Genomic DNA, 20,141 nt, shown 5'->3' with positions numbered 1-20,141 from the left:
CCGTGTTTCTCGGTAAGTCAGAGAATGGTTCGGTAAGTGGTAAGCACCTTGGTGGTTTGGTCCAAACCTTGGCGAAGCAAGATTTCGAGGTATCGGTCCACATCCATTGGCGGATTCTTGAGTTGAGCGCGCTGGCGCTGTGCGGCCGTCACAACCGCAGCTGCGTCGAGGTCCAAAAGGTTGTCCACGAACTCATCGGGATGCTGTGATTCGATACCGTAGGGCGCAAGCATCTCTACGGGGAAATCGCGCTCGTTGAACGTCACGATTACGCTTGCCCCGCAGCGAATCGCTGCAGCCAGCACATGGCGGTCGTCTGGGTCTGGCCGTTCCAGGCCTGCGACCGATGCTTCGTAGCCCTCAACCAAGCCGTCTGGGATAGCGCGATCCATCAACTCCGATGTCCGATCGACCTGTGCCCTAGTGAGGTCGGGACGATTGAGTAGCAGGTTGCGCTTCCATTCCTCATGGATGGCCTGGCTCCATCGCGCCCGAAATCGACCGGATAGGCCCAGCCACATGAGGAAGTCGCGCAGAGGTGCAGGATAGAGGACGCATGCATCATAAACGGCTGTGAAGGGGGAATGCCTCATTCGTACCCCATTCCTAACTCTTGTGACTGCTGGGCGAGCTCGGCCATGGCTTGCTCGCTCGCTTGCTCACGCACTTCCTTGTACTGCATCAAGTCGGCAAATCTCACCCTACGGTGCTTGCCGGTTCGATGAAACGCCAATACGCCCTCTTCGAGTAGTTTGACCAAGTGGGGGCGAGACACGTTGAGCAGATCTGCCGCCTCCTGGGTAGTCAACTCCGCATGGACAGGCACCACCTTCACGGCGTTTCCATCGGCCAGTTCGGCCAGGATGTCCACCAGCAATCGCAGCGCGGAGGTAGGTAACTCCACCTGGTGCGCCTGCTTCCGGTCATCGAAGATCTGGATGTGCTGTGTCTCGAATTTCGTTGCCAAGTAGGCCGCCAAGGCACGCTGCCCCTGCACGGCTGCCTTCATCTCCCCCGCGGCAGGCAGGGCTATCTTGGATTGGGCAGTAGTGATCATGGCTATCTCCTAGGCAAAAACAGGTTGCAGAGATCATTGTATTCGAAATATTCGAAAACCGCAATAAACGAAACGGACCTCCCCTGCTGCCTGCGTTTGCGGGCGACCCCTCCTAACCGCTCACTGAGGGTACGGGCCGGTTCCTATTGTTTACGGTCTAAAACAACCCTGACCTCCATGATCAAGCCATTGCTGATCACACAGGAATGGCGCGATGTTGGCTCCGATCTGGCAGCGCGCCGCGCACAAACTGGTGGATACCGGCTACGAATGGGTATTCGTTCGCTCCGGGTTGCTGGAGCGCATGAGCCAGACCGCCGGGCGCGCCCGCGCACCCAGCCACGGGCAGACGCGCAACTTCCGCTACTACATCAGCCAGGTCTATGTCTGGGCCGAGAACTACCTGATTGCCGCTGCCTTCACCACGCTCACGTTCCTGGTTCGCCTGCTGGTTCTGGTGCTCACGTTGCCGCTGATCTTCACCGCCACGTTCGTTGGACTGATCGACGGCCTGGTGCGCCGGTTCGGCGCAGGCCGGGAATCCAGCTTCATCTACCACCGAGCGAAGGCGAGCCTGAAGCCGTTGGCCGTGCTGCCCTGGGTCACGTACCTGGCTTTGCCGATCTCGATGCATCCACTGCTGATCCTGCTACCCAGCGCCGCATTGCTGGGGCTGGCGGTATCCCTGACCGCTGGCAGTTTCAAGAAATACCTGTGATGAGCCATCCGGGCAACAACCCCTGCGATGCACGCAATCTCGGCGCGCGTCCTGACCAAGACTTTATTTTTGACGACGTGTACGTTCAACCAATTGCCCGATGAGTTGGCTGAAAGGAACGAGATTGCCCTCGACGCTGGCAGCCTCCAGCGTCTCCATGTAGTCGCTGCGCCTCTCCACCGGAACCACCGTCCACGGATAGCCGCCCGCCCCCAGCATGGCGTTCATCATGAAGCGCCCCATGCGGCCGTTGCCATCGACATAGGGGTGGATATTGACGAACACGAAGTGTCCCAGCACCACCCGGACGGCTGGGTCCTGCTCTTGCTGAAGGAGCCGGAAGAACGTTGGCATCAGTTCGCGCACGGCCTCATGGCGCGGAGGAACATGCTTGGAGCGGCGGATATAGACCGGGCCGCTGCGATAACCCGCCAAGTCTCCCGGCTGCAAGATGCCCGCGGTGACACTGGGCGCAAACAGTTCCCTGTACCAAGCGCCATGATCCTTTTGCACGACCTCACCGGGATTGCGGCCATCCAGGATGGCGCCAAGACTTTGCTTGACCCGCTGGAACGCGAGCCAATAGCCACGCGCAGCCAGCGCGTCTCGATGGCTCCGATCAACCGCTCGGTCATCAGGATTCCAGGAACCGGAACGCACACGCTCGATCAACTCCGTGCTGACACGGTAGCCCTCGATGGAGAGCGAATGGTATGCATCGGTGACGTAGACCTCATCGACCCGTCGCAGGTAGACGTCCTTGTCCACGGGCGTCATGGGTGGTCTGGGAAAATGCTCCAGCACCTGCTCACGCATGCCTTGCCAGCTCATCTCCAGCCGATTCACGTAGGGCGATGAGGCTTTCAGACTGAGCAAGGGCGGAGTCGAGTCCGTGAACGGATTGGTTTCCTTGATGGCATAACCCGCAGCGCGCATGGCGCCGACGATGTCATCGGCGATCTGATCGCTACCCATGCTGCGAAACGCCCCCGCCAGTCGCCCGGCGACAACGCTGTGGCCGCCCTCAAGCAAGCGACCCAGCACATCCGAGGCATCTCGAACCATGGCCAAGGCCGCGCGCAACGTCACAGGCTGGGCCTGGAATGCAGTTGCTCCAACAGCCACCAATGCAGCCGGAAGGGTGTAGATACGCACGCCCTCCCGGGTTTCGATGTCGGAGGCCGAAGGCATATCCGCACGGATGTCGAAGATGGACGTCTGGTACGGAAGCGGCAGCGGTTTGTTGCCGCCCTTGGGCGCGCGAATCAAGAGTTGGCGAGGCACGGTCCAGTCACCGGTCAGCAGGCTCAAGGACTGCTCCGGCCCCAGGCACCAATCAGACCCGAATCGCACGGTCAGGTAGCTGCTGCAGAACGCCCAGAAGGAGGCATACCAAGCTGTGCTTTCACCCTGCGTTTCGTCCGGGCGCGCGGGGATGTACCAGCCCTTCATCACCTCCAGCAAGAAACCGCTGCTCTGAAGCCGCTCCCTGTTGATGCGGCTGAGCTGGCTGCTGCGTATGGCAACGCTGCCTTGATCCTGAAGCTGCTTGAGGGCGACCAAGGCGGTAGCAAGTTTGTCGGATGGTACGGCCACGGAGACCCTCGTTAGGCTATTGTGCGTCACTAAAATTAGGTTATTGAGATTAACCGATCTTAGGTTTTTGTGCTACGCAATGATTAGGTTATTGTGTTGAAAGCGCAACCCTCACCTCTGCGCTCCCACCTATTCAGACGCTTCCGGGGAGCATAGCGTCATCAATCCAGTCGCCGCCAGATTCCTATTGTTTGCGGCCTGAAGTCGCCCTGACCTCCATGATCAAGCCATTGCTGATCACACAGGAATGGCACGATGTTGGCTCCGATCTGGCAGCGCGCCGCGCATCGCGGCGTGCCCATTATTCTCGTGACGGCCCTGCTGCTGGGTCAGTACCCGATGGCGTTGGCCGAGTCCCCCGCACAGCGCCAGGAGCTGGTCGCCGCGCTGCGCCAGCTCGACGCCCTGGAGCGTGCCGTCGCCGACAGCGCCGCGCGTGCCCCCGTCCAGCCGGGCGAGCGCTACCACTTCGATTACCCGCGGCTGCTAGCTGACCTAGCACGCGTGCAAGCCGGCATCCAAGCGCACCTCACCCCTTCCCGTGCCCAGCCGCGCGACCCCTCCGAGCTGGCTGGCGATTACCGCACTGAACGACCCAGCACTATCGAACTGACAGAGGGCCAGCCATGAACGGCACCCAGGTCTCAGCATTTCAAGCCAACAGCGGCATCGCGCCTTCTGCAATGGCAACCGTACTGATTGGCATCGTGTTCGCGGTGCTACTTGTCTGGGGCGTCTGGGCCATCAGAACAGCCTACGTAGGATGGTCCGAAAGCCAATTGAACCGGCGCCAGTTCCTTGCTGTCTGCATCCGCTTTGCCGCGATGTATCTCGTCCTAAGTTACTTCCTCCTCTCCTGACCTGAAAGGACTGACCATGCAAAATCGCACCTTCACTTCCCGTCTCGTCCAGCGCACCGCTGTGGCACTAGGCGCCGCCGCGCTGCCCGCGCTGTCGTTTGCGCAAGGCTTGCCGCAGCTGGAAAACCCGACCCGCGGCACCGGCAACGGCATCATGGAAACGATCAGGAACTACGGCTATGACATTGTGATGCTCGTAGCCTTGTTGGTGGTAGCGTCCATGTTTATCGGCGTCTGCTACCACGCCTACGGGACCTATGCAGAAATCCATACGGGTCGTAAGACCTGGGGCCAGTTCGGACTGACCGTCGCCATCGGGGCCGTTTTGCTTGTGATCGGCATCTGGCTGCTCACCGAAGCTACCGGCATTCTGTAAGCGAGGACGACAGATGTCCGAGCAGCAGCACGTTCGTGCCGATGGAACAGTGACTTTCCTTCCGCATCGGCTCAACCGACATCCAGTGGTCGTGCGCGGTCTCACCGCCGACGAGCTGTGGATTTGCTGCGGCCTGTCCGGCGGCGCCGGTCTGCTAGCCGGTGCGCCGCTGTCCTGGATATTCCGCACGATCGCGCTCGCACCGACCTTCGTTGTCCTAGGCGTGGCCCTGGGCGTATTCGTAGGAGGCGGCCTCCTTCGCCGTCTCAAACGCGGCAGGCCCGACACTTGGCTCTACCGACAACTGCAGTGGCGCATCGCCACGCGCTATCCGCTGATGGCCGGCTGGGCGGGCGGTCATGTTTTGATCTCGCGTTCGGGTTTCTGGACCACGCGCAGGAGTACCCGATGAGCCGCTTCAAGAACGAGATTACCCATCTGAAGGCGCACATCAAGACGCTTCGCCTGGGTGCTGGTGCACTAGTGATCGTCGCTCTGGTCATGGGTGGAGGCTGGTGGAGCGCGCCACGCGATCTCACCATTCATGTTCCGCCCGACCTGCGCTCCGGAAGCACGCGAAAGTGGTGGGAAGTGCCACCCGAATCAGTCTACGCCTTCACGTTCTATGCGTTCCAGCAACTAAATCGCTGGCCAACGAATGGCGAAGAAGACTACGCGCGCAACCTCCATACGCTCTCCCCGTATCTCACGCCATCCTGCCAGGCCTTCCTACGAGCCGACTATGACTATCGGCGCAGCACGGGTGAGCTAAGGCAGCGCGTGCGCGGAATTTATGAAATCCCTGGCCGCGGATACGGCGACAACCCTACTGCGCGCGTGCGCGTGATCTCCGACCGCGACTGGGTGGTGACGCTGGACATCAGCGCTGACGAATACTACGGCGCCGAGCAGGTCAAGCGCGCGCTGGTGCGCTACCCCATCAAAGTTACACGCGTGGATGTCGATCCAGCGCGTAACCCATTCGGTCTGGCACTTGACTGTTACGAGAGCGCTCCCCAACGCATCAGCGTCCCAGAGCCGACGCGACCAGCCTCAGGGGGCTTGGTTCCGCAAGTGCCCCAAGGAGAAACCCCATGAAGCACCCTGTACTCACGTTGCTGGGTCTGCTGGCCGTGACTGCCACAGTGGTTATATCCCCCGCATCCCAGGCGGTAGAAATCCTTCGCTGGGAACGCGTCCCGCTCGCGGTGCCGTTGAAAGTGGGTCAGGAGCGAATCGTGTTCATTGACCGGAACGTTCGCGTAGGTGTGCCAGCCAGCATTGGAGAACGACTTCGGGTACAAAGCGCTGGCGGTGCGGTGTATCTGCGCGCAAGTGAAGCGATTGAGCCGACTAGGCTACAACTGCAAGACGCAGACACAGGCACGCTAATTTTGCTGGACATTGCCGCTGAACCTGCCAAGGAGGGCGAAACCGAACTGGAGCCTGTGCGCATCATCGAGGGAAACGGCTCCTCGACGCGCTACGGCGATCAGCCCAATGGTACCAACGAGGCCGCAACACGAGCCCAAACCCCAGCAGGTACACGGGCAGTGCGGCGCGAAACGCCAGTGCCGGTCGTGCTAACGCGCTTTGCCGCGCAGAACCTCTACGCGCCGCTACGCACCGTGGAGCCACTGCCCGGCGTCATGCGAGTCAATCTGCGCCGCGACATAGATCTGACCACGCTAATGCCAACGCTACCAGTTCGCGCGCTCGCGCTCGCGTCGTGGCGTCTGGAAGATCAGTGGGTCTCTGCCGTGCGCCTGACCAACACCGGTGCCGACTGGGTCACACTGGACCCGCGCGTCCTGCAAGGTGACTTCCTCACAGCGACCTTCCAGCACGGAACACTCGGACCGCGCGGAACACCCGAGGACACGACAGTCTTATATCTGGTAACGCGCGGACGCGGGCTGGCGCAGTCGCTGCTGCCAGCGATCAACCGCTTCGACCCGACCGCGCATCTGCCACAATCGGAAGCGGAAGCCGGCGACGTCAAGGAGGCCCGCCATGCGCAGTAACGGCTTGCTCAAGTGGCTGATGATCCCCGTGGCGCTGACCGTCGTGTTTGTCGCTATCCGATTGTTATCCGGGACAGGCGCGTCGGCACCAGATATCACGGATGCCAGCGCCCAACTCAGCCCTGAGGAAATGAAAGCGTTGGGCATCGAGGGTGACACCCCCCGCGATACCGTGGCGACGCTCGTCGCCCAAGTGAAGCAACTGCGTACCGAGCTTCAAACCGCACTCTCGGACAACAGGTCGCAACGTGAGGAGAACCAGCGCCTGCGCCAGCGAGAATCCTCAATCGATCAACGCATCAGCTCTGCGCTGGAAACCGAGCGCTCCAACCTACGTCGCGACCAAGAGGAAGCAGCCAATGCGCGCCAACAAACCGAAGGGCTACTCGCCGACCTTCAACGGCGCCTGGACAGCATCGGTGGCGGCGGCCATGCTGATCTTCCTGTGGGCTTGGGCCTACGCGACGGCGACGAGGCCGGAATGGAAGGCGGCATGCGGTGGGTCGAACCGGACGACGCGAAGAAGGCCGAGGGCCGCAACGGCAGTCGTGGCACGGGCAGCGGCATGAGCTTCCCAACGAGCTTCGGCCCTGCACAAAGCGCACTGGAAACCACGGCGGAAACCGTTGCAAACGCCGGCGCACGCGCCGCCGGCATCAAGAGCGCCAAGCCCGTCTATACCGTGCCAAGCAATTCGACGCTCATGGGCTCCGTAGCGATGACAGCACTCATCGGCCGCGTGCCGATCGACGGAACCGTCAACGATCCTTATCCCTTCAAGGTATTGGTCGGTCCCGACAACCTCACTGCCAATGGCATCGACATTCCCGATGTCGCCGGGGCTGTCTTCAGCGGCACTGCATCAGGCGACTGGACACTCTCGTGCGTACGCGGTCAAGTACGCAGTATCACCTTCGTCTTTCACGATGGGACTATCCGTACCATCCCCGAAGACCGCGACGGCAACCAGCAGAACAACCAGCAGCGAGATGGCCTGGGCTGGATTAGCGACCCGTACGGCATTCCTTGCGTCAGCGGTGAGCGGCGCAGCAACGCCCAGCAATACCTCGGCTCGCAGGCCCTGATCACCGCAGCCGGTGCCGGCGTGGCCTCGCTGATCGACAGCGACAGCGGCCAGATGTCCTACGTGGGCGCCGACGGCTCCATCGGCAGCGTCGGCATCTCAGGCAACGAAGCCGTGGGCCGCATCTTGGCCGGTGGCGTGCGCGACATGGCGGACTGGGTGAACAAGCTGTACGGGCAGGCGTTCGCGGCCATCTATGTCAAGCCCGGCGCGAAGGTCGCCGTCCACCTCGAAAAACCGCTCGCCATCGACTTCGATCCCGAAGGCCGCAAGGTCGATTACCGCGCAGGAGAAGCCCATGCTCTCGAACTTGAATAAGGGCCTGGCGCTGGCCCTTGCCGTCGTACTCCTCGGCGGCTGCGCCACCAACAAGGAAAAGCTGCTGCCCCACGGCGATAGCACAATGATGGACATCTGGCAACAGAACGCCGGCGATGGCGGTGGGAGCTCCGGCCAGGCGGCACGCCAGCGGTTGCTCGATGCCCGCCAGAGCCTGCGCCGGCCGCTGACCGAGGCCGACGTGCAGGCCGCGTCTGCCGAGCAGATAAGTTACACGCGCACCGCACGCAACGAGATCCATAGCCAGTTCCACAGACTACCGAACCCCGATCTTGTTATGTACGTGTACCCGCACTTGGCGGGCACGGACCCCGTTCCTGTACCCGGCTACACAACAGTATTCCCCCTGTACCAGCGCATCCAGTACGCCATGCCGGGTGAACGCGTGGAGGACTATTGATGCGATGGACACTCCCATGGTCGAAGGCCTCTGCGTCAAAGCAGACTCCATCCGACTTCAGCACTCACGATCAACCTGATGCCTGGCAACAGCATGTCGATACCTTGCGCCAAGCCGGAATCCCAGAGCCTGGCACGGCAGCCCAAGTCCGCACGCCGGTGACATTAGCCGACGAGCAGGCGCTGTACCGCGTCGCGCCGTCCTTTGTGGAGTTACTGCCATGGGTTGAGTTTCTGCCGCAGTCAAATTCCATGTTGCTGGAAGACGGACAATCGGTAGCGGCGTTTTTCGAGCTGGTGCCGCTGGGTACCGAGGGCCGCGAGGCGGACTGGCTTGCGCAAGCCCGTGACGCCTTGGAAAACGCTCTGCAAGATAGCTTCGACGAACTTGACGAAAACCCCTGGGTGCTTCAGCTCTACGCCCAGGACGAAACCAGCTTTGTCCAGTACATGCAGAAGTTGCGTGAATACGTGCAGGCACGCGCCCGGGATACCGCCTTCACCGAGTTCTACCTTCGGTTCTTCGACCACCACCTACGTGCTGTGGCCAAGCCTGGAGGTCTGTTCGAGGACACGGTAGTTACACGACTACGCTGGCGCGGCCAGATGCGACGTGTGCGGATGGTCGTCTATCGCCGTGCAGCCGGGCAGGCGAACCGCCGCGGGCAGACTCCCGAGCAGATGCTGAACATCGTCTGCGACCGCTTGTGCGGCGGCCTGGCAAACGCTGGCATCCAGACACAGCGCATGGTTGCAGCAGACATTCATGACTGGCTGCTGCGGTGGTTCAACCCCCGACCAACACTACTTGGGCCCGGAGCTGAGAGCCGGGAACGCTTCTATGCGTTGACGCGCTACCCAGATGAGGTAGAGGGCGGAGAAATTGAACTGGCCAGCGGACGAGATTTCAGCCAGAGACTGTTCTTCGGCCAGCCACGCTCCGATGCTGTGCACGGTGCCTGGTACTTTGACGACATGCCACACCGCGTCCTTGTCACAGACCGCCTTCGTACGCCGCCCAGCACAGGCCATCTAACCGGGGAAACCCGTAAGGGCGATGCGATCAATACACTTTTCGATCAGATGCCCGAGGACACAACCATGTGTCTGACGCTAGTGGTAACACCCCAGGACACGCTCGAAGCGCACCTGAACCATCTGGCGAAGAAGGCAGTGGGCGAAACGCTAGCATCAGAACAAACGCTCAAGGACGTCCAAGAAGCACGCTCACTCATCGGCAGCGCACACAAGCTATACCGTGGGACGATGGCATTTTATCTGCGCGGACGCGACGAGGCTGAACTTGACCGGCGTGGCCTTGATCTATCCAACGTGATGCTCAATGCTGGGTTACAGCCTGTTCGAGAAGAAGATGAAGTAGCTCCACTCAACAGCTACCTGCGCTGGTTGCCATGCTGCTACAACCCCGCGCAGGATCGGCGAAACTGGTACACCCAACTGATGTTTGCTCAGCATGCAGCGAACGTGTCACCGGTGTGGGGCCGCGCTCAGGGTACGGGACACCCCGGCATCACGATGTTCAACCGCGGCGGCGGCGTGATTACTTTTGACCCACTTAATCGTCTGGACCGGCAGATGAACGCCCATCTGTTCCTGTTCGGACCCACGGGCTCAGGCAAGTCCGCCACGCTCAACAACCTTTTGAACCAAGTCACGGCAATCTACCGCCCGCGGCTCTTCATCGTGGAAGCCGGCAACAGCTTCGGTTTGTTCAGCGACTTCGCCAAGCGCTTAGGCCTGACCGTGAACCGTGTCAGGCTATCTCCTGGCTCGGGCATCAGCCTGGCTCCATTTGCTGACGCGCGCCGGCTGATCGAAACCCCTAGCGACGTACGAACGCTTGATGCTGATGCGTTGGACGAGGAGCCGTCTTCGGATGCTTCGGCCATGGAGGCTGATGAACAACGAGACGTTTTAGGAGAGCTGGAGATCACAGCCCGCCTGATGATCACAGGCGGCGAAGATAAAGAGGAAGCCCGCATGACGCGAGCTGACCGGTCTCTGATCCGTCAGTGCATCCTAGATGCCGCCGAACACTGCGTAGCCGAGAAACGCACAGTGCTCACACGCGACGTGCGCAACGCGCTGCGCACCCGCGGCCAGGACCCTACTCTGCCCGAGACGCGCCGTGTCCGGCTGTTGGAGATGGCGGACGCGATGGACATGTTCTGCCAAGGCACAGACGGCGAAATGTTCGACCGTGACGGCACACCTTGGCCCGAGGCTGACATCACTCTGGTCGATCTGGCGACATACGCCCGCGAAGGCTACAACGCGCAGCTCTCGATCGCCTACATCAGCTTGATCAGCACCGTGAATAATATCGCCGAGCGAGATCAGTTTCTAGGGCGCCCGATCATTAACGTCACCGACGAAGGTCACATCATCACGAAGAACCCTCTGCTTGCACCGTACGTGGTCAAGATCACCAAGATGTGGCGCAAACTCGGCGCATGGTTCTGGCTTGCGACGCAGAACATCGACGATCTACCACGAGCAGCAGAGCCAATGCTCAATATGATCGAATGGTGGATATGCCTGTCCATGCCACCAGATGAGGTAGAGAAGATTGCACGTTTCCGAGAACTAAGTCCAGCGCAGAAGGCACTGATGCTCTCAGCCCGCAAAGAGGCGGGAAAGTTCACCGAGGGGGTCATCCTATCAAAAAGCATGGAAGTCCTTTTCCGCGCTGTGCCACCGAGTTTGTATCTCGCACTTGCACAAACGGAACCGGAAGAGAAAGCCGAGCGCTACCAACTCATGCAACAGCATGGCTGCACCGAACTGGAAGCGGCGTTCAAGGTAGCCGAGAAAATCGATCGGGTACGCGGCATCGAGACGCCAATCCTAAACCTGCCGCAGTAGCCCGGAGAACAGCATGAAGCACAAGCGCCTTTCCATCCCACTGCAGGTCGAGACCTGCCGCCGCCCACACCGCCAACGGCGCTGGCTATGGGTCCTGACAGTCGGACTGGTCACTTTACTGCTGATCTGGCTTATGTCCCGCTCGCCTGGCGAGTTTTCGCCACGACCAGCCGTGCCGACGGCCGAGGTACTGGTGGATGGGCCGCCCTGGCAAACGGGCAATCCAAAGAGCCGTTTCACGCTGACCCTTTATGCCGACCTCGAATGTCCGTTTTGCCGCGCCTACTTCCCGCAGATCAAGCGCTGGGTGGGCGATAACACGGATGTAACGCTGCACTGGCACCACTTGCCACTGACCGCACACGAACCAGCAGCGTCCGCCGAGGCGCGTCTGGCTGAATGCGCCGCTGAGTCGGCTGGGCACACGGCATTCTGGCAAGCCGTCGAGTGGGTCTATGCAAATACACGCGGTGACGGCCAGGGGCTGCCCGATGGCCTGCGCTATCCCGGCCTGACACCAGCCATCGAACAGTGCCTGGCAAGCGAGCGGCCCGATGCCGTCATTCGCGCCCAGGCCGAGCAAGCCATGCGCAGCGGCGTGAGCGGCACGCCCTCAGTGCGTCTGCACGACCGCCAGACCGCTCAGTCCATCCTGCTGAAGGGGCCGATCGAAGGCGATTTGTTGCTGTCGGCCATGGACATGCTGGCCGCAGGCGAAGCTGATACGACACCAGACGCACCCATCCCCGAAATGCCTGCCGACGATGTTGGCGACATCCCAGGTAGCCCGCAGTCTTAAAGGCTACGGCACGGCTTGCCGTGCTGACTGTTACCCGTTCGCTTCGCATCCTGGCCGCGAACAATCACCGCAGCGCGGTGGTGGATGCACCTTGTTCCGTTCCCAACCCAGGAGGGCTCGCCCTCACTGGGGGCGTGCTTTCCGATTTCTTCTGGAGGTTCGCCATGTCTCTTGTCGTCAACGATTCCTGCCTGGGGTCGATTTCCGCCGTTGCATCCCAAACCGATGACTGGATCATCCAACAAGCTATCGCACTGCTGGAGCAGCGGGTTTTCAAACGTGGTCCGTGCATGGATCGGCCACAAGCCGTCAAGGATTACTTACGCCTGAAGCTCGTCGCTGAGCCGAACGAGGTATTCGCCATCGTGTTCATGAATGTCAGTCACGAAGTCCTGGCCTATGAGCCTATGTTCAGAGGCACGATTGATTCGGCTGCGGTCTATCCGCGTGTTGTCGTACAGCGTGCCTTGGAACTGAACGCCGCAGCTGCAGTTTTGGCACACCAGCACCCATCAGGCTCTACTGAACCATCGAGCGCGGATCGCAGCATGACCCAGCGATTGAAAGATGCATTGGCGCTCATCGACGTACGAGTGCTGGATCACATCATCGTCGGCCAGGGCGAGCCGTATTCGTTTGCTGAATACGGCCTGTTGTAGCGACGTTTCCCCGCCGTGCCCATCCGAGCACGGCTATCTCATCCCGCGCAGGATCGTCCCGAGTGCCCAGGCACAGGGGGCGTCCTGCGCGTTTTCTTTTCCGAGGAGTTGTTTGTGGCCACTCCATACCATGCTGGCAAACAGATATGCGGGTGATCGCGTTGCGCATTGTTGATGGGAAAGTCCTCATCAGTGGTTGACCATGGGTTTTGACCAACTTTCGGGAGTACGCAACGATGAGTGCCAGTATCCAATCACGCCGCCAGCGCACCAGGAAACACAAAAACACTGCCGTTGTACAATTCGGAAAACTGCCACGCCTGCATTCGTTGATCTGCACCGGCATCCTGGTGAAGACCGATACAGTTCCCCACCCAATCGAGCCGGCATGGCGCAATATTGCGTTGCGCGGTGCGCGTAAGATCGAGGACTGCATCGAACTGGTAGAAGAGTTCGCCCGGCAATGTGTCGATCAGCCTCAGTTGACGGACGCCAGCGTGTTCGTTCCTCATTTTGTTGAACTCAGCGACGAGGATGGCCGCTTAGTTCTGTGTGGACTGGTACTGAGCCGGGTCGTGGACTGGTGCCCGCCTGTGCAAACCCCTGGTGAGGCCAAGCTGGTGCATGCGCGGTGTGTGCGTCTTCGTGATGAAATCCTGAGTCAGGACAATCTGGACTCCTTCAGCGCACTGGATCGGTTGTGCGATTGCGAAGAAGCCCTGAGCGGACGACTGGTCGATCCCTTGTGGCGTGGTGAGGCCGGCAAGGTCTTGAAGCAGCGGGAGGTGCGCCGCATGCGTGCCATGCGCAACGCCACTCAGCCAATTCCCACTCAGAAAGCGTAATGACATTGACAGTACGCGGTGCTAAAATGTGCTCAATCACAGGAGATTGGGCCATGTCTACTACATTGAACATCACGCCAGGCAAGCGCGAAACACTGAACCTGCGTATCAAACCTGAAGAACGCAGCTTGATTGATCGCGCAGCCAAGGTACGGGGCAAAAACCGCACGGATTTCGTGCTGGAAGCCGCGCGTGCGGCGGCCGAGGAAGCGTTGCTCGACCAGTCCATCATTGCTGTTGACCAGGAGGCTTACGCTGCCTTCCTGGCCCGTCTGGACATGCCGCCGCAACCGAACGAGCGTCTGCGCAAGACCATGCGCACACCCGCTCCCTGGGAAAAGTGATGCCGCTTTCAGCGCCGCAGCCGCTGGCCGCGCATCACGACATCCAGTCCTTTTCTTCCGGCGTTGACAGCCTGGATCAGTGGCTCAAGCGCCGTGCCCTGAAGAACCAGACTACGGGCGCATCCAGAACCTTTGTCGTCTGCGAAGATAAGCGCGTACTGGCCTACTACGCACTGGCATCGAGCGCGGTCATCAGTGCCGAGGCCTCCGGTCGCTTTCGCCGCAACATGCCAGACCCGATCCCAGTGGTGGTGCTTGGCAGGCTGGCCGTCGATCAATCGCTGCAGGGCCAGGGTTTTGGCAGAGCGCTGGTGCAAGACGCTGGTCGCCGTGTCATCCAGGCTGCGGACGCCATTGGCATTCGCGGCATGCTTGTACACGCGCTCTCGCCAGAAGCCAAGGCGTTCTACGAACGCATCGGCTTCGAGCCGTCCGCGCTCGACCCCATGACCTTGATGACCACGCTGGCCGACCTGAAAGCCAGCCTGTAGCGGGTCCAAGTCACAAGCCGGTCGGGGTTGACTCGGCGACGATTCGGCATCGCGATATTTGGGATCTAGCCTGGCTGGCCACTCGCGGAGCCAAACTTGTCCCAGAATTGGTGATTGCAAAGATCGGGGACTACGGAGTGAGGAACTATCCTGGCTTGCTTGACCAGACGATCGCACAACTACCTGAAATCGTAAAAAGTCGGGAATTCATGGCGCAAATGAGTCGCTTTATCGACTCGATCACCGTCGCCAAGACACTGGCCAACGAGAGCTATCTCGACTATCTGAGCACATCGGTGGGTGGACTATTTGCCGCAATGAAGACGGCGCTTGAGCGCGATGCCTCAACTGAATTCGACGCACGCTAGGCAAGGCACGAGATAGACGCCCGAGGGGTCTCGCCAAGCATCACATCGCTGTCACCATGCCCGGTAACCTCTAGGCCGTCGTGTAAGCGGCCTAGCGTTGTTACCGTGATCGTCACTCGCAACGCCTCTCGAAGGATTGCACCACGAGAATAGGGATCACGCAAAGTCGCATTGTTCGTGGTGCATGCCTGCACCTTAGGTTCGACTATCAGGGTCATTCATCCTGAGACGCGAGCCCCATGCCTGCCTTCCTTAGCTACCTTGGCCCAATGCTGGCCCTGTCGGCCTTACTGCTAATCACCGGCAACGTGGCCGCTGTGGAGATCTGGGTCGTGACAGACGCTCACCACCCTGTGGCCGGTGCCCAAGCGGCGGATCGCATCATTCAACTTGATGCGGCACAGACCATTGAGGCAGAACTGTCAGCCCAATTGCCAGACGATCCTCAACAGGCCGCAGTGCTCGTCCAACGCCGATTGAACGAACGCGGCCACGCACTGCAACAGCAACTGCGTGAGGCCTACCAAGGCGTGACCGATGCCTGGAGCCTCGGCATCACCAGCATCCCGGCGGTAATCGTCGATCAACGCTACATCGTCTATGGGGAAAACGAGCTCAACCGGGCGCTGGCTCGCATCGAGCAGCACCGGGAGGGGCGGCCATGATCTCCCGTTGCCTACGTCTCGGCGCCGCCGCTGCACTGCTATGCGGCACTACGGCGAGCTTCGCCCTCAACACCGCAACCATCATCTCCTCTACCTTGTCGCCGGACTGCCTCGAATACCGCGTTACGGGGATCTGTTACTGGCTGTACTGCTCCTGGGGCGGATGTACTGTGCGTACGTCGATTAAGGTGCGCCACTACATTCCCGACGCCGTAGTATCGAGCTACAGCAACACAGGGCAAAACCCCTGGGTCGAGGTGCGGCTAATGAGCACACCGAACTCCACAGCGCAGGCTGGCGGAGACGGGACAACCAACGACGATCATGAGAACAACCTGGCGAAGTTCAAGAACGCCGACGTCATCGGCCATCCAGGCGGCCAGGTGTTCCGTCAGTTTGCTTCGGCATCCGGCTACATCTGCGAAGGAGCGGGCACCGCATTTACTCCAAACCTGCTCAGCACGCTCGACACGCTGGCCTGGCGCTACAACGTGCCCGAATCTGTGTATCCCGAATCACTCATTCCCGGCATGCGCGAGATCGGCACCCGCGCCGGAATGAACCTCTGGGGTAACGTCTACCCGCGCGGCGGCTTCCTGCATCAGACCGACGACTACAAGTCCGGGGCGGTGATCGCGCAGCGAGCTGGTGACATCGTAACCCGCCGCGGACAACTGCATGTGTATCAGCCACTGCTAGCTAATGCACGCGATGGCTACTGGCCGGCTGGTGAGCTAATTGAGGGCGATGCCAACTCGGGCAAGTGGCAGCAACTGACGCCACGCCTTTCAAATACCTGCACTGTATTTCCACATGCCGAGTCACTACCACAAGCGCAACAGGGTGATTACGCCTGGGCGCTCTGGCGCCCGTACAGCTGCTGCCAGCGCCGCGGGCAGACCTTCCTCGGCAGCGTGGATTTCAACTGAGAACACCATTATGAAGCGTCCTGACAGCTCCAATCACCCACATCTCGCCAAATGCTCCTTGCGTGCCGTCGTATTGGTCGGTGCGCTTGCCATGACCAGTGGCTGGGCCTGGGCCCAGAGCGGCGGTTTCCAGTCAAGTGGCAGCGTGATAGGAGATGACGTGATGTACTCGATCGGCGGCGGCAGCGCGGTGTCAATGGGACGTGCAGCGGGGATGCGCTCAATCGGGGTCGGCGTGGGCTGGAACAGCAATCTGATCTGCGGCGACATGAGCATTCAGACCACACTGCGTAATCAACTCAACGGCATCACCAACGGCTTTCAGCAGATCATGAGCAACGTAATCCAAAGCGCCACCAGCGCCGTTGCGTCTCTACCTGCCCTCATCATCCAGCGTGCTGATCCCGGCCTCTACAACCTGCTTACCAATGGCGTGCTGCAAGCTCGCCTGGATTTTGACCGCTCCAAGCTGACCTGCCGAGCCATGGCCGAGAAGATGGCCGACGTGGCGGGTGGCCAGCTTGGATGGAGCCAGATGGCCGAAGGCATGGCACTGCGCGACGCGGTTGCAAGCGCCGATGCAGTATCAGCCATCGAACAGGCCGAGAGTCGCCGGGGCAACGACGGTGTACCCTGGGTGGGCGGCAACAATGCCGGTGGCGCGGGCCAGCCAGCCATCCGCGTGGTTGGTGACGTCACTCGTGCAGGCTATAACTTGGTCAATGGGCGTGGGGTAACTGACACATCCTCAATCTCGACAGCCAGTTGCGCGAGTCTATCGTGCCAGACCTGGACCTCGCCGCAACAAGCGGTCGATTGGGCCACGCGAGTGCTTGGAGAGCGAGAGCAGCGCACATGCGATTCCTGCACAAAAACCGAGACAGTGCCTGGCGTCGGCCTCACCCCTCTGATCCAGGAAGAATACGAAACCAAGCTACAGGCGCTTCAGGATCTCGTCTCCACGGCGAAGAACACGACGCCGGAGAACTTGCGCGAAGCCGGCAGTGCATCGCTGCCGATCACGCGCGGCGTGATCGAGGCGCTGCGCGACGAGCCCGACCAGCACCTGCTGTCGCAGCGCCTGGCATCCGAGGTCGCGCTGGCGTCCGTGCTGGAGAAGGCACTACTCCTGCAGCGCACACTGCTCACGGGTAAGAAGGAGCCCAACGTCGCGGCCAACGAGCTGGCTGTGGACGCTGTGAACAAGGAGAGCGACACACTCGATCACGAGATCCGCAACCTTAAAACGGAATTGGAGCTGCGCCGCGAGCTGGCGAACAACTCGCCAATGGCGATCATCCAGCGCCATGGCGTACGAGCGGCGGGCTCCCGCGGCATCTACGAGGGCGACCCAGTGCCCGACCGCCTCAATCAATTGCACAATGGCAATCCAGGAGGCACCCCATGAACCCGATACGCTCAAACCGGCTGCGATCACGCTGGTTGTTCAGTCGGCGCGCAGCGAAAACCCTGCTGTGGCTTGTGCTGATTGTTGCCGCCGCCTTGGGGGCCAACGTCGCCGGCATTTACCTGGTCGGCAGTGTTGCAGCCTGGGAGCGGTGGCTGACGGCCTCCGCAGCGTACTTCTTCATCTGGCGGCTGTGCGTGTACGCGGCAACAGCTTATGGATGGCTCTGGATGCACCGTCGGTTGCTGGCTCGCGAAGACCAAAACGCAACAGATGGGCTGGCGCGGCGCCGGCTGATCCGCACCGAGGTCGCCGGCGTCGTCGCCATCGTCGCACTGGAAGCCAGTCTGTTGATGCAGGCCGCTTGAGGGGAGATCAAAGCCATGACGCTTTTTACGACCGACTACCTGGAGTACTACCTCACCCTCGTATCCTGGATCGTCAACAACGGCATCTGGGCCGTGCTGGTGTCCAGCGGGGTGTTCGCGCTGCCTTTCATCGCCATCATCGTACAAGAGTGGCTGAAGGCCCGTGCGGAAGGTGCCGACGAGGGCAATAAAGGCGTTCTGAGCGCCGCGCGCATCGAGAATCGGGTATTCGTCGCCATCGTGGTCGTGATGTTCGCGGGTATCCCCTTCATCGACGTGGACCTCAACACCATCCAGTACGACAGCTCGCGCTCGGCGCAATGCCAGGTCAGCGTGCCTCAGCCCACAGATACCGGCTGGTCGCAGTCCTTCAGCACCATCAACAACCAGTCGGCAAAGGTGCCGGTCTGGTGGGCCTTCATGCACACGCTCTCGCGCGCCGTCACGAGCGCCTCGGTAGCGGCGATCCCGTGCGGCACAGACCTGCGGCAGATGAGGATGGAGATCGACGCGACCCGCATTGACGACCCGGTGCTTGCCCAGGAGGTCGCGGACTTTTCGCGGGATTGCTATGGGCCTGCGCGCGCCAAACTGTTCATGCAGCGCCCAGACCTTGATGAGCAGCAGATGCACGACGTGACCTGGATCGGGTCGCGCTTTTTCACGGACACCGGTGGCTACTACGACAGCTACCGCTCCAGCACGGCACGCGAGGCATGGCCCTATGACGACACCCGCGATGCGGGGCTCGCGCAGGTTGCTAACGGTGGCGGTTACCCGACCTGCAGGCAGTGGTGGTCAGACGGCAGCAACGGACTGCGCGCGCGGCTGCTGGGCCAAGTGGACCCGACCCTGCTGAATCGCCTGGCGGGATGGGCTGGGTTCCTGAGCCGGGCCGAGGTGGACGACTCGGTGATCCGCACCGTCGCATCACCAAGGCAGCAGAAACTGAATCAAGGGAGCGTCTATACGGACTACGGCGGGCAGATCGACAAGACGCTACCTAACGTTGTGACGCGAGCTGCTGGCGACGTAGGAATGGCGGTCGGTGCAATTGCCGCGTTTCCGGCCATCGATGTTGTAAGACAAGCTCTGCCCATGGTCCTCTCCTTGCTCAAGATGGCTCTGGTCATCTGCATTCCACTCGTGCTGGTCATCGGCACCTATGACCTGAAGACGGTCGTCACCGTCAGCGTCGTGCAGTTCGCGCTGTTCTTCACGGACTTCTGGTTCCAGCTCGCACGCTGGATCGACAGCACCATCCTCGACGCGCTTTACGGCTGGGGCTTCGGGTGGAATCGGCCGCACACCAACTTCGATCCGCTGGTAGGCTTGAACAACGCCTTCGGGGACATGCTTCTGATGTTCGTCATGGGCTCCATGTTCATGGTCCTCCCTACGTTCTGGATTGGTGCACTCACCTGGGTCGGTGTACGCGCCGGCGCGATCGCCAACACCTTCGCTACTGCGACAAAGGATGCAGGAAGTGCAGGCGGCAAAGGAGCAGGTGCTGTCTCAGGCGGCAAGCTCAAATGATCGAATGGACCTTCGGCGTCAGTCGTCCTGATACATCTCGTGGGATGTATCGTTGTACAGGTTGGGATCGTAGCCAGGCGTGGCCCGCAATTCCTCAATGGTTGGGTACTGCAGTTCAAACCGTTCTTCATCGGGATGGTGCTGATTCATAGCCCATCCTGCCACCACCACACCCAACAATACGAGAGCGAACCAGAAGGCGACGTAGAGCAGAACCCCGAGCACGACCAGCTTGACTCCCCACACAACTACGGTAACGCCAGCCCGCGGCACCCTCTTGGATACCAACCAGTTCGACGCCCGCCGTTCACCGCGCACATAGGCGCGCCATCCGCGGCCAAAGGCGCGGCCGAGGCGTTCTGCGATGCTGGTGCGGGTCGTGGTGTTCAT

At 60.8% G+C, this 20,141-nt stretch carries 24 protein-coding genes and 1 pseudogene; 21 read left to right on the top strand and 4 right to left on the bottom strand.

What is annotated here, in order from left to right:
- Positions 1-17: 17 nt before the first annotated feature.
- A complete protein-coding gene (locus tag AB7E06_RS16535; protein WP_427957700.1) occupies positions 18-593 on the bottom strand; it encodes a PIN domain-containing protein in 576 nt (191 codons plus the stop codon).
- Positions 590-1,057 carry a helix-turn-helix domain-containing protein gene (locus tag AB7E06_RS16530; protein ID WP_427957699.1) on the bottom strand — a complete coding sequence of 156 codons (468 nt, stop codon included), beginning with the start codon at positions 1,055-1,057 and terminating at the stop codon, positions 590-592. The genes AB7E06_RS16535 and AB7E06_RS16530 overlap by 4 nt, the downstream gene beginning before the upstream one ends.
- 235 nt (positions 1,058-1,292) lie before the next feature.
- On the opposite strand from AB7E06_RS16530, the pseudogene AB7E06_RS16525 reads away from it, so the two are divergent.
- A pseudogene (locus tag AB7E06_RS16525) lies at positions 1,293-1,775 on the top strand (TIGR03747 family integrating conjugative element membrane protein); the annotation flags it as partial.
- 63 nt (positions 1,776-1,838) lie between these two features.
- On the opposite strand, the gene AB7E06_RS16520 reads toward AB7E06_RS16525, so the two are convergent.
- Complete coding sequence (locus AB7E06_RS16520) at positions 1,839-3,128, bottom strand: Fic family protein (RefSeq protein WP_427957697.1); 1,290 nt, start codon at positions 3,126-3,128, stop codon at positions 1,839-1,841.
- A 498-nt stretch (positions 3,129-3,626) separates the two neighbouring features.
- On the opposite strand from AB7E06_RS16520, the gene AB7E06_RS16515 reads away from it, so the two are divergent.
- The 20 genes from AB7E06_RS16515 to AB7E06_RS16420 all read left to right on the top strand — a co-directional run bounded on the left by AB7E06_RS16515 (position 3,627) and on the right by AB7E06_RS16420 (position 19,751).
- On the top strand, positions 3,627-4,001 hold the full coding sequence (locus AB7E06_RS16515; protein WP_427957695.1) for an RAQPRD family integrative conjugative element protein: 375 nt from the start codon (positions 3,627-3,629) through the stop codon (positions 3,999-4,001).
- The gene (locus tag AB7E06_RS16510; protein ID WP_427957693.1) at positions 3,998-4,231 is read left to right on the top strand and encodes a TIGR03758 family integrating conjugative element protein; all 234 of its coding nucleotides are present in this window, start codon (positions 3,998-4,000) and stop codon (positions 4,229-4,231) included. The genes AB7E06_RS16515 and AB7E06_RS16510 overlap by 4 nt, the downstream gene beginning before the upstream one ends.
- 16 nt (positions 4,232-4,247) lie before the next feature.
- On the top strand, positions 4,248-4,607 hold the full coding sequence (locus AB7E06_RS16505; protein ID WP_427957691.1) for a TIGR03745 family integrating conjugative element membrane protein: 360 nt from the start codon (positions 4,248-4,250) through the stop codon (positions 4,605-4,607).
- 13 nt (positions 4,608-4,620) lie between these two features.
- Complete coding sequence (locus AB7E06_RS16500) at positions 4,621-5,019, top strand: TIGR03750 family conjugal transfer protein (RefSeq protein WP_427957689.1); 399 nt, start codon at positions 4,621-4,623, stop codon at positions 5,017-5,019.
- Positions 5,016-5,705, top strand: coding sequence for a PFL_4703 family integrating conjugative element protein (locus AB7E06_RS16495; RefSeq protein ID WP_427957687.1), 690 nt, complete (start codon positions 5,016-5,018; stop codon positions 5,703-5,705). Before AB7E06_RS16500 ends, AB7E06_RS16495 begins: the two co-directional genes overlap by 4 nt.
- Positions 5,702-6,631 carry a TIGR03749 family integrating conjugative element protein gene (locus AB7E06_RS16490; protein ID WP_427957685.1) on the top strand — a complete coding sequence of 310 codons (930 nt, stop codon included), beginning with the start codon at positions 5,702-5,704 and terminating at the stop codon, positions 6,629-6,631. Before AB7E06_RS16495 ends, AB7E06_RS16490 begins: the two co-directional genes overlap by 4 nt.
- Positions 6,621-8,033, top strand: a complete 1,413-nt coding sequence (locus AB7E06_RS16485; RefSeq protein ID WP_427957683.1) for a TIGR03752 family integrating conjugative element protein — start codon at positions 6,621-6,623, stop codon at positions 8,031-8,033. The genes AB7E06_RS16490 and AB7E06_RS16485 overlap by 11 nt, the downstream gene beginning before the upstream one ends.
- Positions 8,014-8,454, top strand: a complete 441-nt coding sequence (locus tag AB7E06_RS16480) for a TIGR03751 family conjugal transfer lipoprotein (protein WP_427957681.1) — start codon at positions 8,014-8,016, stop codon at positions 8,452-8,454. The genes AB7E06_RS16485 and AB7E06_RS16480 overlap by 20 nt, the downstream gene beginning before the upstream one ends.
- Positions 8,454-11,339, top strand: coding sequence for a conjugative transfer ATPase (locus tag AB7E06_RS16475; RefSeq protein WP_427957679.1), 2,886 nt, complete (start codon positions 8,454-8,456; stop codon positions 11,337-11,339). The genes AB7E06_RS16480 and AB7E06_RS16475 overlap by 1 nt, the downstream gene beginning before the upstream one ends.
- A 13-nt stretch (positions 11,340-11,352) precedes the next feature.
- Positions 11,353-12,138: a DsbA family protein gene (locus AB7E06_RS16470; protein ID WP_427957677.1), complete on the top strand. Its 786-nt coding sequence runs from the start codon at positions 11,353-11,355 to the stop codon at positions 12,136-12,138.
- A gap of 164 nt (positions 12,139-12,302) precedes the next feature.
- Entirely contained in the window at positions 12,303-12,797 is a 495-nt protein-coding gene (gene radC, locus AB7E06_RS16465) for a RadC family protein (protein WP_134587222.1), read from the top strand.
- Between the two features lie 350 nt (positions 12,798-13,147).
- Positions 13,148-13,642 (top strand): hypothetical protein, encoded by a 495-nt coding sequence (locus AB7E06_RS16460; protein ID WP_427957676.1) that lies wholly within the window; start codon positions 13,148-13,150, stop codon positions 13,640-13,642.
- Between the two features lie 53 nt (positions 13,643-13,695).
- Positions 13,696-13,986 (top strand): DUF1778 domain-containing protein, encoded by a 291-nt coding sequence (locus AB7E06_RS16455; protein ID WP_134587219.1) that lies wholly within the window; start codon positions 13,696-13,698, stop codon positions 13,984-13,986.
- Positions 13,986-14,477, top strand: coding sequence for a GNAT family N-acetyltransferase (locus AB7E06_RS16450; protein WP_427957674.1), 492 nt, complete (start codon positions 13,986-13,988; stop codon positions 14,475-14,477). Before AB7E06_RS16455 ends, AB7E06_RS16450 begins: the two co-directional genes overlap by 1 nt.
- 155 nt (positions 14,478-14,632) lie before the next feature.
- Complete coding sequence (locus AB7E06_RS16445; RefSeq protein ID WP_427957672.1) at positions 14,633-14,845, top strand: hypothetical protein; 213 nt, start codon at positions 14,633-14,635, stop codon at positions 14,843-14,845.
- Positions 14,846-15,084: 239 nt separating this feature from the next.
- The gene (locus AB7E06_RS16440; RefSeq protein ID WP_427957670.1) at positions 15,085-15,510 is read left to right on the top strand and encodes a TIGR03757 family integrating conjugative element protein; all 426 of its coding nucleotides are present in this window, start codon (positions 15,085-15,087) and stop codon (positions 15,508-15,510) included.
- Positions 15,507-16,439 (top strand): TIGR03756 family integrating conjugative element protein, encoded by a 933-nt coding sequence (locus AB7E06_RS16435; protein ID WP_427957668.1) that lies wholly within the window; start codon positions 15,507-15,509, stop codon positions 16,437-16,439. The genes AB7E06_RS16440 and AB7E06_RS16435 overlap by 4 nt, the downstream gene beginning before the upstream one ends.
- Positions 16,440-16,449: 10 nt before the next feature.
- Positions 16,450-17,847 (top strand): integrating conjugative element protein, encoded by a 1,398-nt coding sequence (locus AB7E06_RS16430; RefSeq protein ID WP_427957667.1) that lies wholly within the window; start codon positions 16,450-16,452, stop codon positions 17,845-17,847.
- Positions 17,844-18,215, top strand: coding sequence for a hypothetical protein (locus tag AB7E06_RS16425; protein WP_427957665.1), 372 nt, complete (start codon positions 17,844-17,846; stop codon positions 18,213-18,215). Before AB7E06_RS16430 ends, AB7E06_RS16425 begins: the two co-directional genes overlap by 4 nt.
- Before the next feature lie 15 nt (positions 18,216-18,230).
- Complete coding sequence (locus tag AB7E06_RS16420) at positions 18,231-19,751, top strand: conjugal transfer protein TraG N-terminal domain-containing protein (RefSeq protein ID WP_427957664.1); 1,521 nt, start codon at positions 18,231-18,233, stop codon at positions 19,749-19,751.
- 18 nt (positions 19,752-19,769) lie between these two features.
- On the opposite strand, the gene AB7E06_RS16415 is transcribed toward AB7E06_RS16420, so the two are convergent.
- Entirely contained in the window at positions 19,770-20,141 is a 372-nt protein-coding gene (locus AB7E06_RS16415) for a DUF3742 family protein (protein WP_427957663.1), read from the bottom strand.

It is taken from the genome of Alcaligenes sp., assembly GCF_050255915.1.
GTDB classification, from domain to species: domain Bacteria; phylum Pseudomonadota; class Gammaproteobacteria; order Burkholderiales; family Burkholderiaceae_B; genus Alcaligenes; species Alcaligenes aquatilis.
This window is presented reverse-complemented; position numbering and strand designations above follow the sequence as displayed.

What these genes read in the sequence shown, in the direction of transcription:
- AB7E06_RS16455 (WP_134587219.1), top strand. Translation starts at nt 13,696, where the DNA reads ATGTCTACTACATTGAACATCACGCCAGGCAAGCGCGAAACACTGAAC.
- AB7E06_RS16480 (WP_427957681.1), top strand. Translation starts at nt 8,014, where the DNA reads ATGCTCTCGAACTTGAATAAGGGCCTGGCGCTGGCCCTTGCCGTCGTA.
- AB7E06_RS16485 (WP_427957683.1), top strand. Translation starts at nt 6,621, where the DNA reads ATGCGCAGTAACGGCTTGCTCAAGTGGCTGATGATCCCCGTGGCGCTG.
- AB7E06_RS16530 (WP_427957699.1), bottom strand. Translation starts at nt 1,057, where the DNA reads ATGATCACTACTGCCCAATCCAAGATAGCCCTGCCTGCCGCGGGGGAG.
- AB7E06_RS16420 (WP_427957664.1), top strand. Translation starts at nt 18,231, where the DNA reads ATGACGCTTTTTACGACCGACTACCTGGAGTACTACCTCACCCTCGTA.
- AB7E06_RS16505 (WP_427957691.1), top strand. Translation starts at nt 4,248, where the DNA reads ATGCAAAATCGCACCTTCACTTCCCGTCTCGTCCAGCGCACCGCTGTG.
- AB7E06_RS16515 (WP_427957695.1), top strand. Translation starts at nt 3,627, where the DNA reads ATGTTGGCTCCGATCTGGCAGCGCGCCGCGCATCGCGGCGTGCCCATT.
- AB7E06_RS16450 (WP_427957674.1), top strand. Translation starts at nt 13,986, where the DNA reads ATGCCGCTTTCAGCGCCGCAGCCGCTGGCCGCGCATCACGACATCCAG.
- AB7E06_RS16425 (WP_427957665.1), top strand. Translation starts at nt 17,844, where the DNA reads ATGAACCCGATACGCTCAAACCGGCTGCGATCACGCTGGTTGTTCAGT.
- AB7E06_RS16500 (WP_427957689.1), top strand. Translation starts at nt 4,621, where the DNA reads ATGTCCGAGCAGCAGCACGTTCGTGCCGATGGAACAGTGACTTTCCTT.
- radC (WP_134587222.1), top strand. Translation starts at nt 12,303, where the DNA reads ATGTCTCTTGTCGTCAACGATTCCTGCCTGGGGTCGATTTCCGCCGTT.
- AB7E06_RS16535 (WP_427957700.1), bottom strand. Translation starts at nt 593, where the DNA reads ATGAGGCATTCCCCCTTCACAGCCGTTTATGATGCATGCGTCCTCTAT.
- AB7E06_RS16470 (WP_427957677.1), top strand. Translation starts at nt 11,353, where the DNA reads ATGAAGCACAAGCGCCTTTCCATCCCACTGCAGGTCGAGACCTGCCGC.
- AB7E06_RS16490 (WP_427957685.1), top strand. Translation starts at nt 5,702, where the DNA reads ATGAAGCACCCTGTACTCACGTTGCTGGGTCTGCTGGCCGTGACTGCC.
- AB7E06_RS16440 (WP_427957670.1), top strand. Translation starts at nt 15,085, where the DNA reads ATGCCTGCCTTCCTTAGCTACCTTGGCCCAATGCTGGCCCTGTCGGCC.
- AB7E06_RS16510 (WP_427957693.1), top strand. Translation starts at nt 3,998, where the DNA reads ATGAACGGCACCCAGGTCTCAGCATTTCAAGCCAACAGCGGCATCGCG.
- AB7E06_RS16415 (WP_427957663.1), bottom strand. Translation starts at nt 20,141, where the DNA reads ATGAACACCACGACCCGCACCAGCATCGCAGAACGCCTCGGCCGCGCC.
- AB7E06_RS16435 (WP_427957668.1), top strand. Translation starts at nt 15,507, where the DNA reads ATGATCTCCCGTTGCCTACGTCTCGGCGCCGCCGCTGCACTGCTATGC.
- AB7E06_RS16495 (WP_427957687.1), top strand. Translation starts at nt 5,016, where the DNA reads ATGAGCCGCTTCAAGAACGAGATTACCCATCTGAAGGCGCACATCAAG.
- AB7E06_RS16430 (WP_427957667.1), top strand. Translation starts at nt 16,450, where the DNA reads ATGAAGCGTCCTGACAGCTCCAATCACCCACATCTCGCCAAATGCTCC.
- AB7E06_RS16475 (WP_427957679.1), top strand. Translation starts at nt 8,454, where the DNA reads ATGCGATGGACACTCCCATGGTCGAAGGCCTCTGCGTCAAAGCAGACT.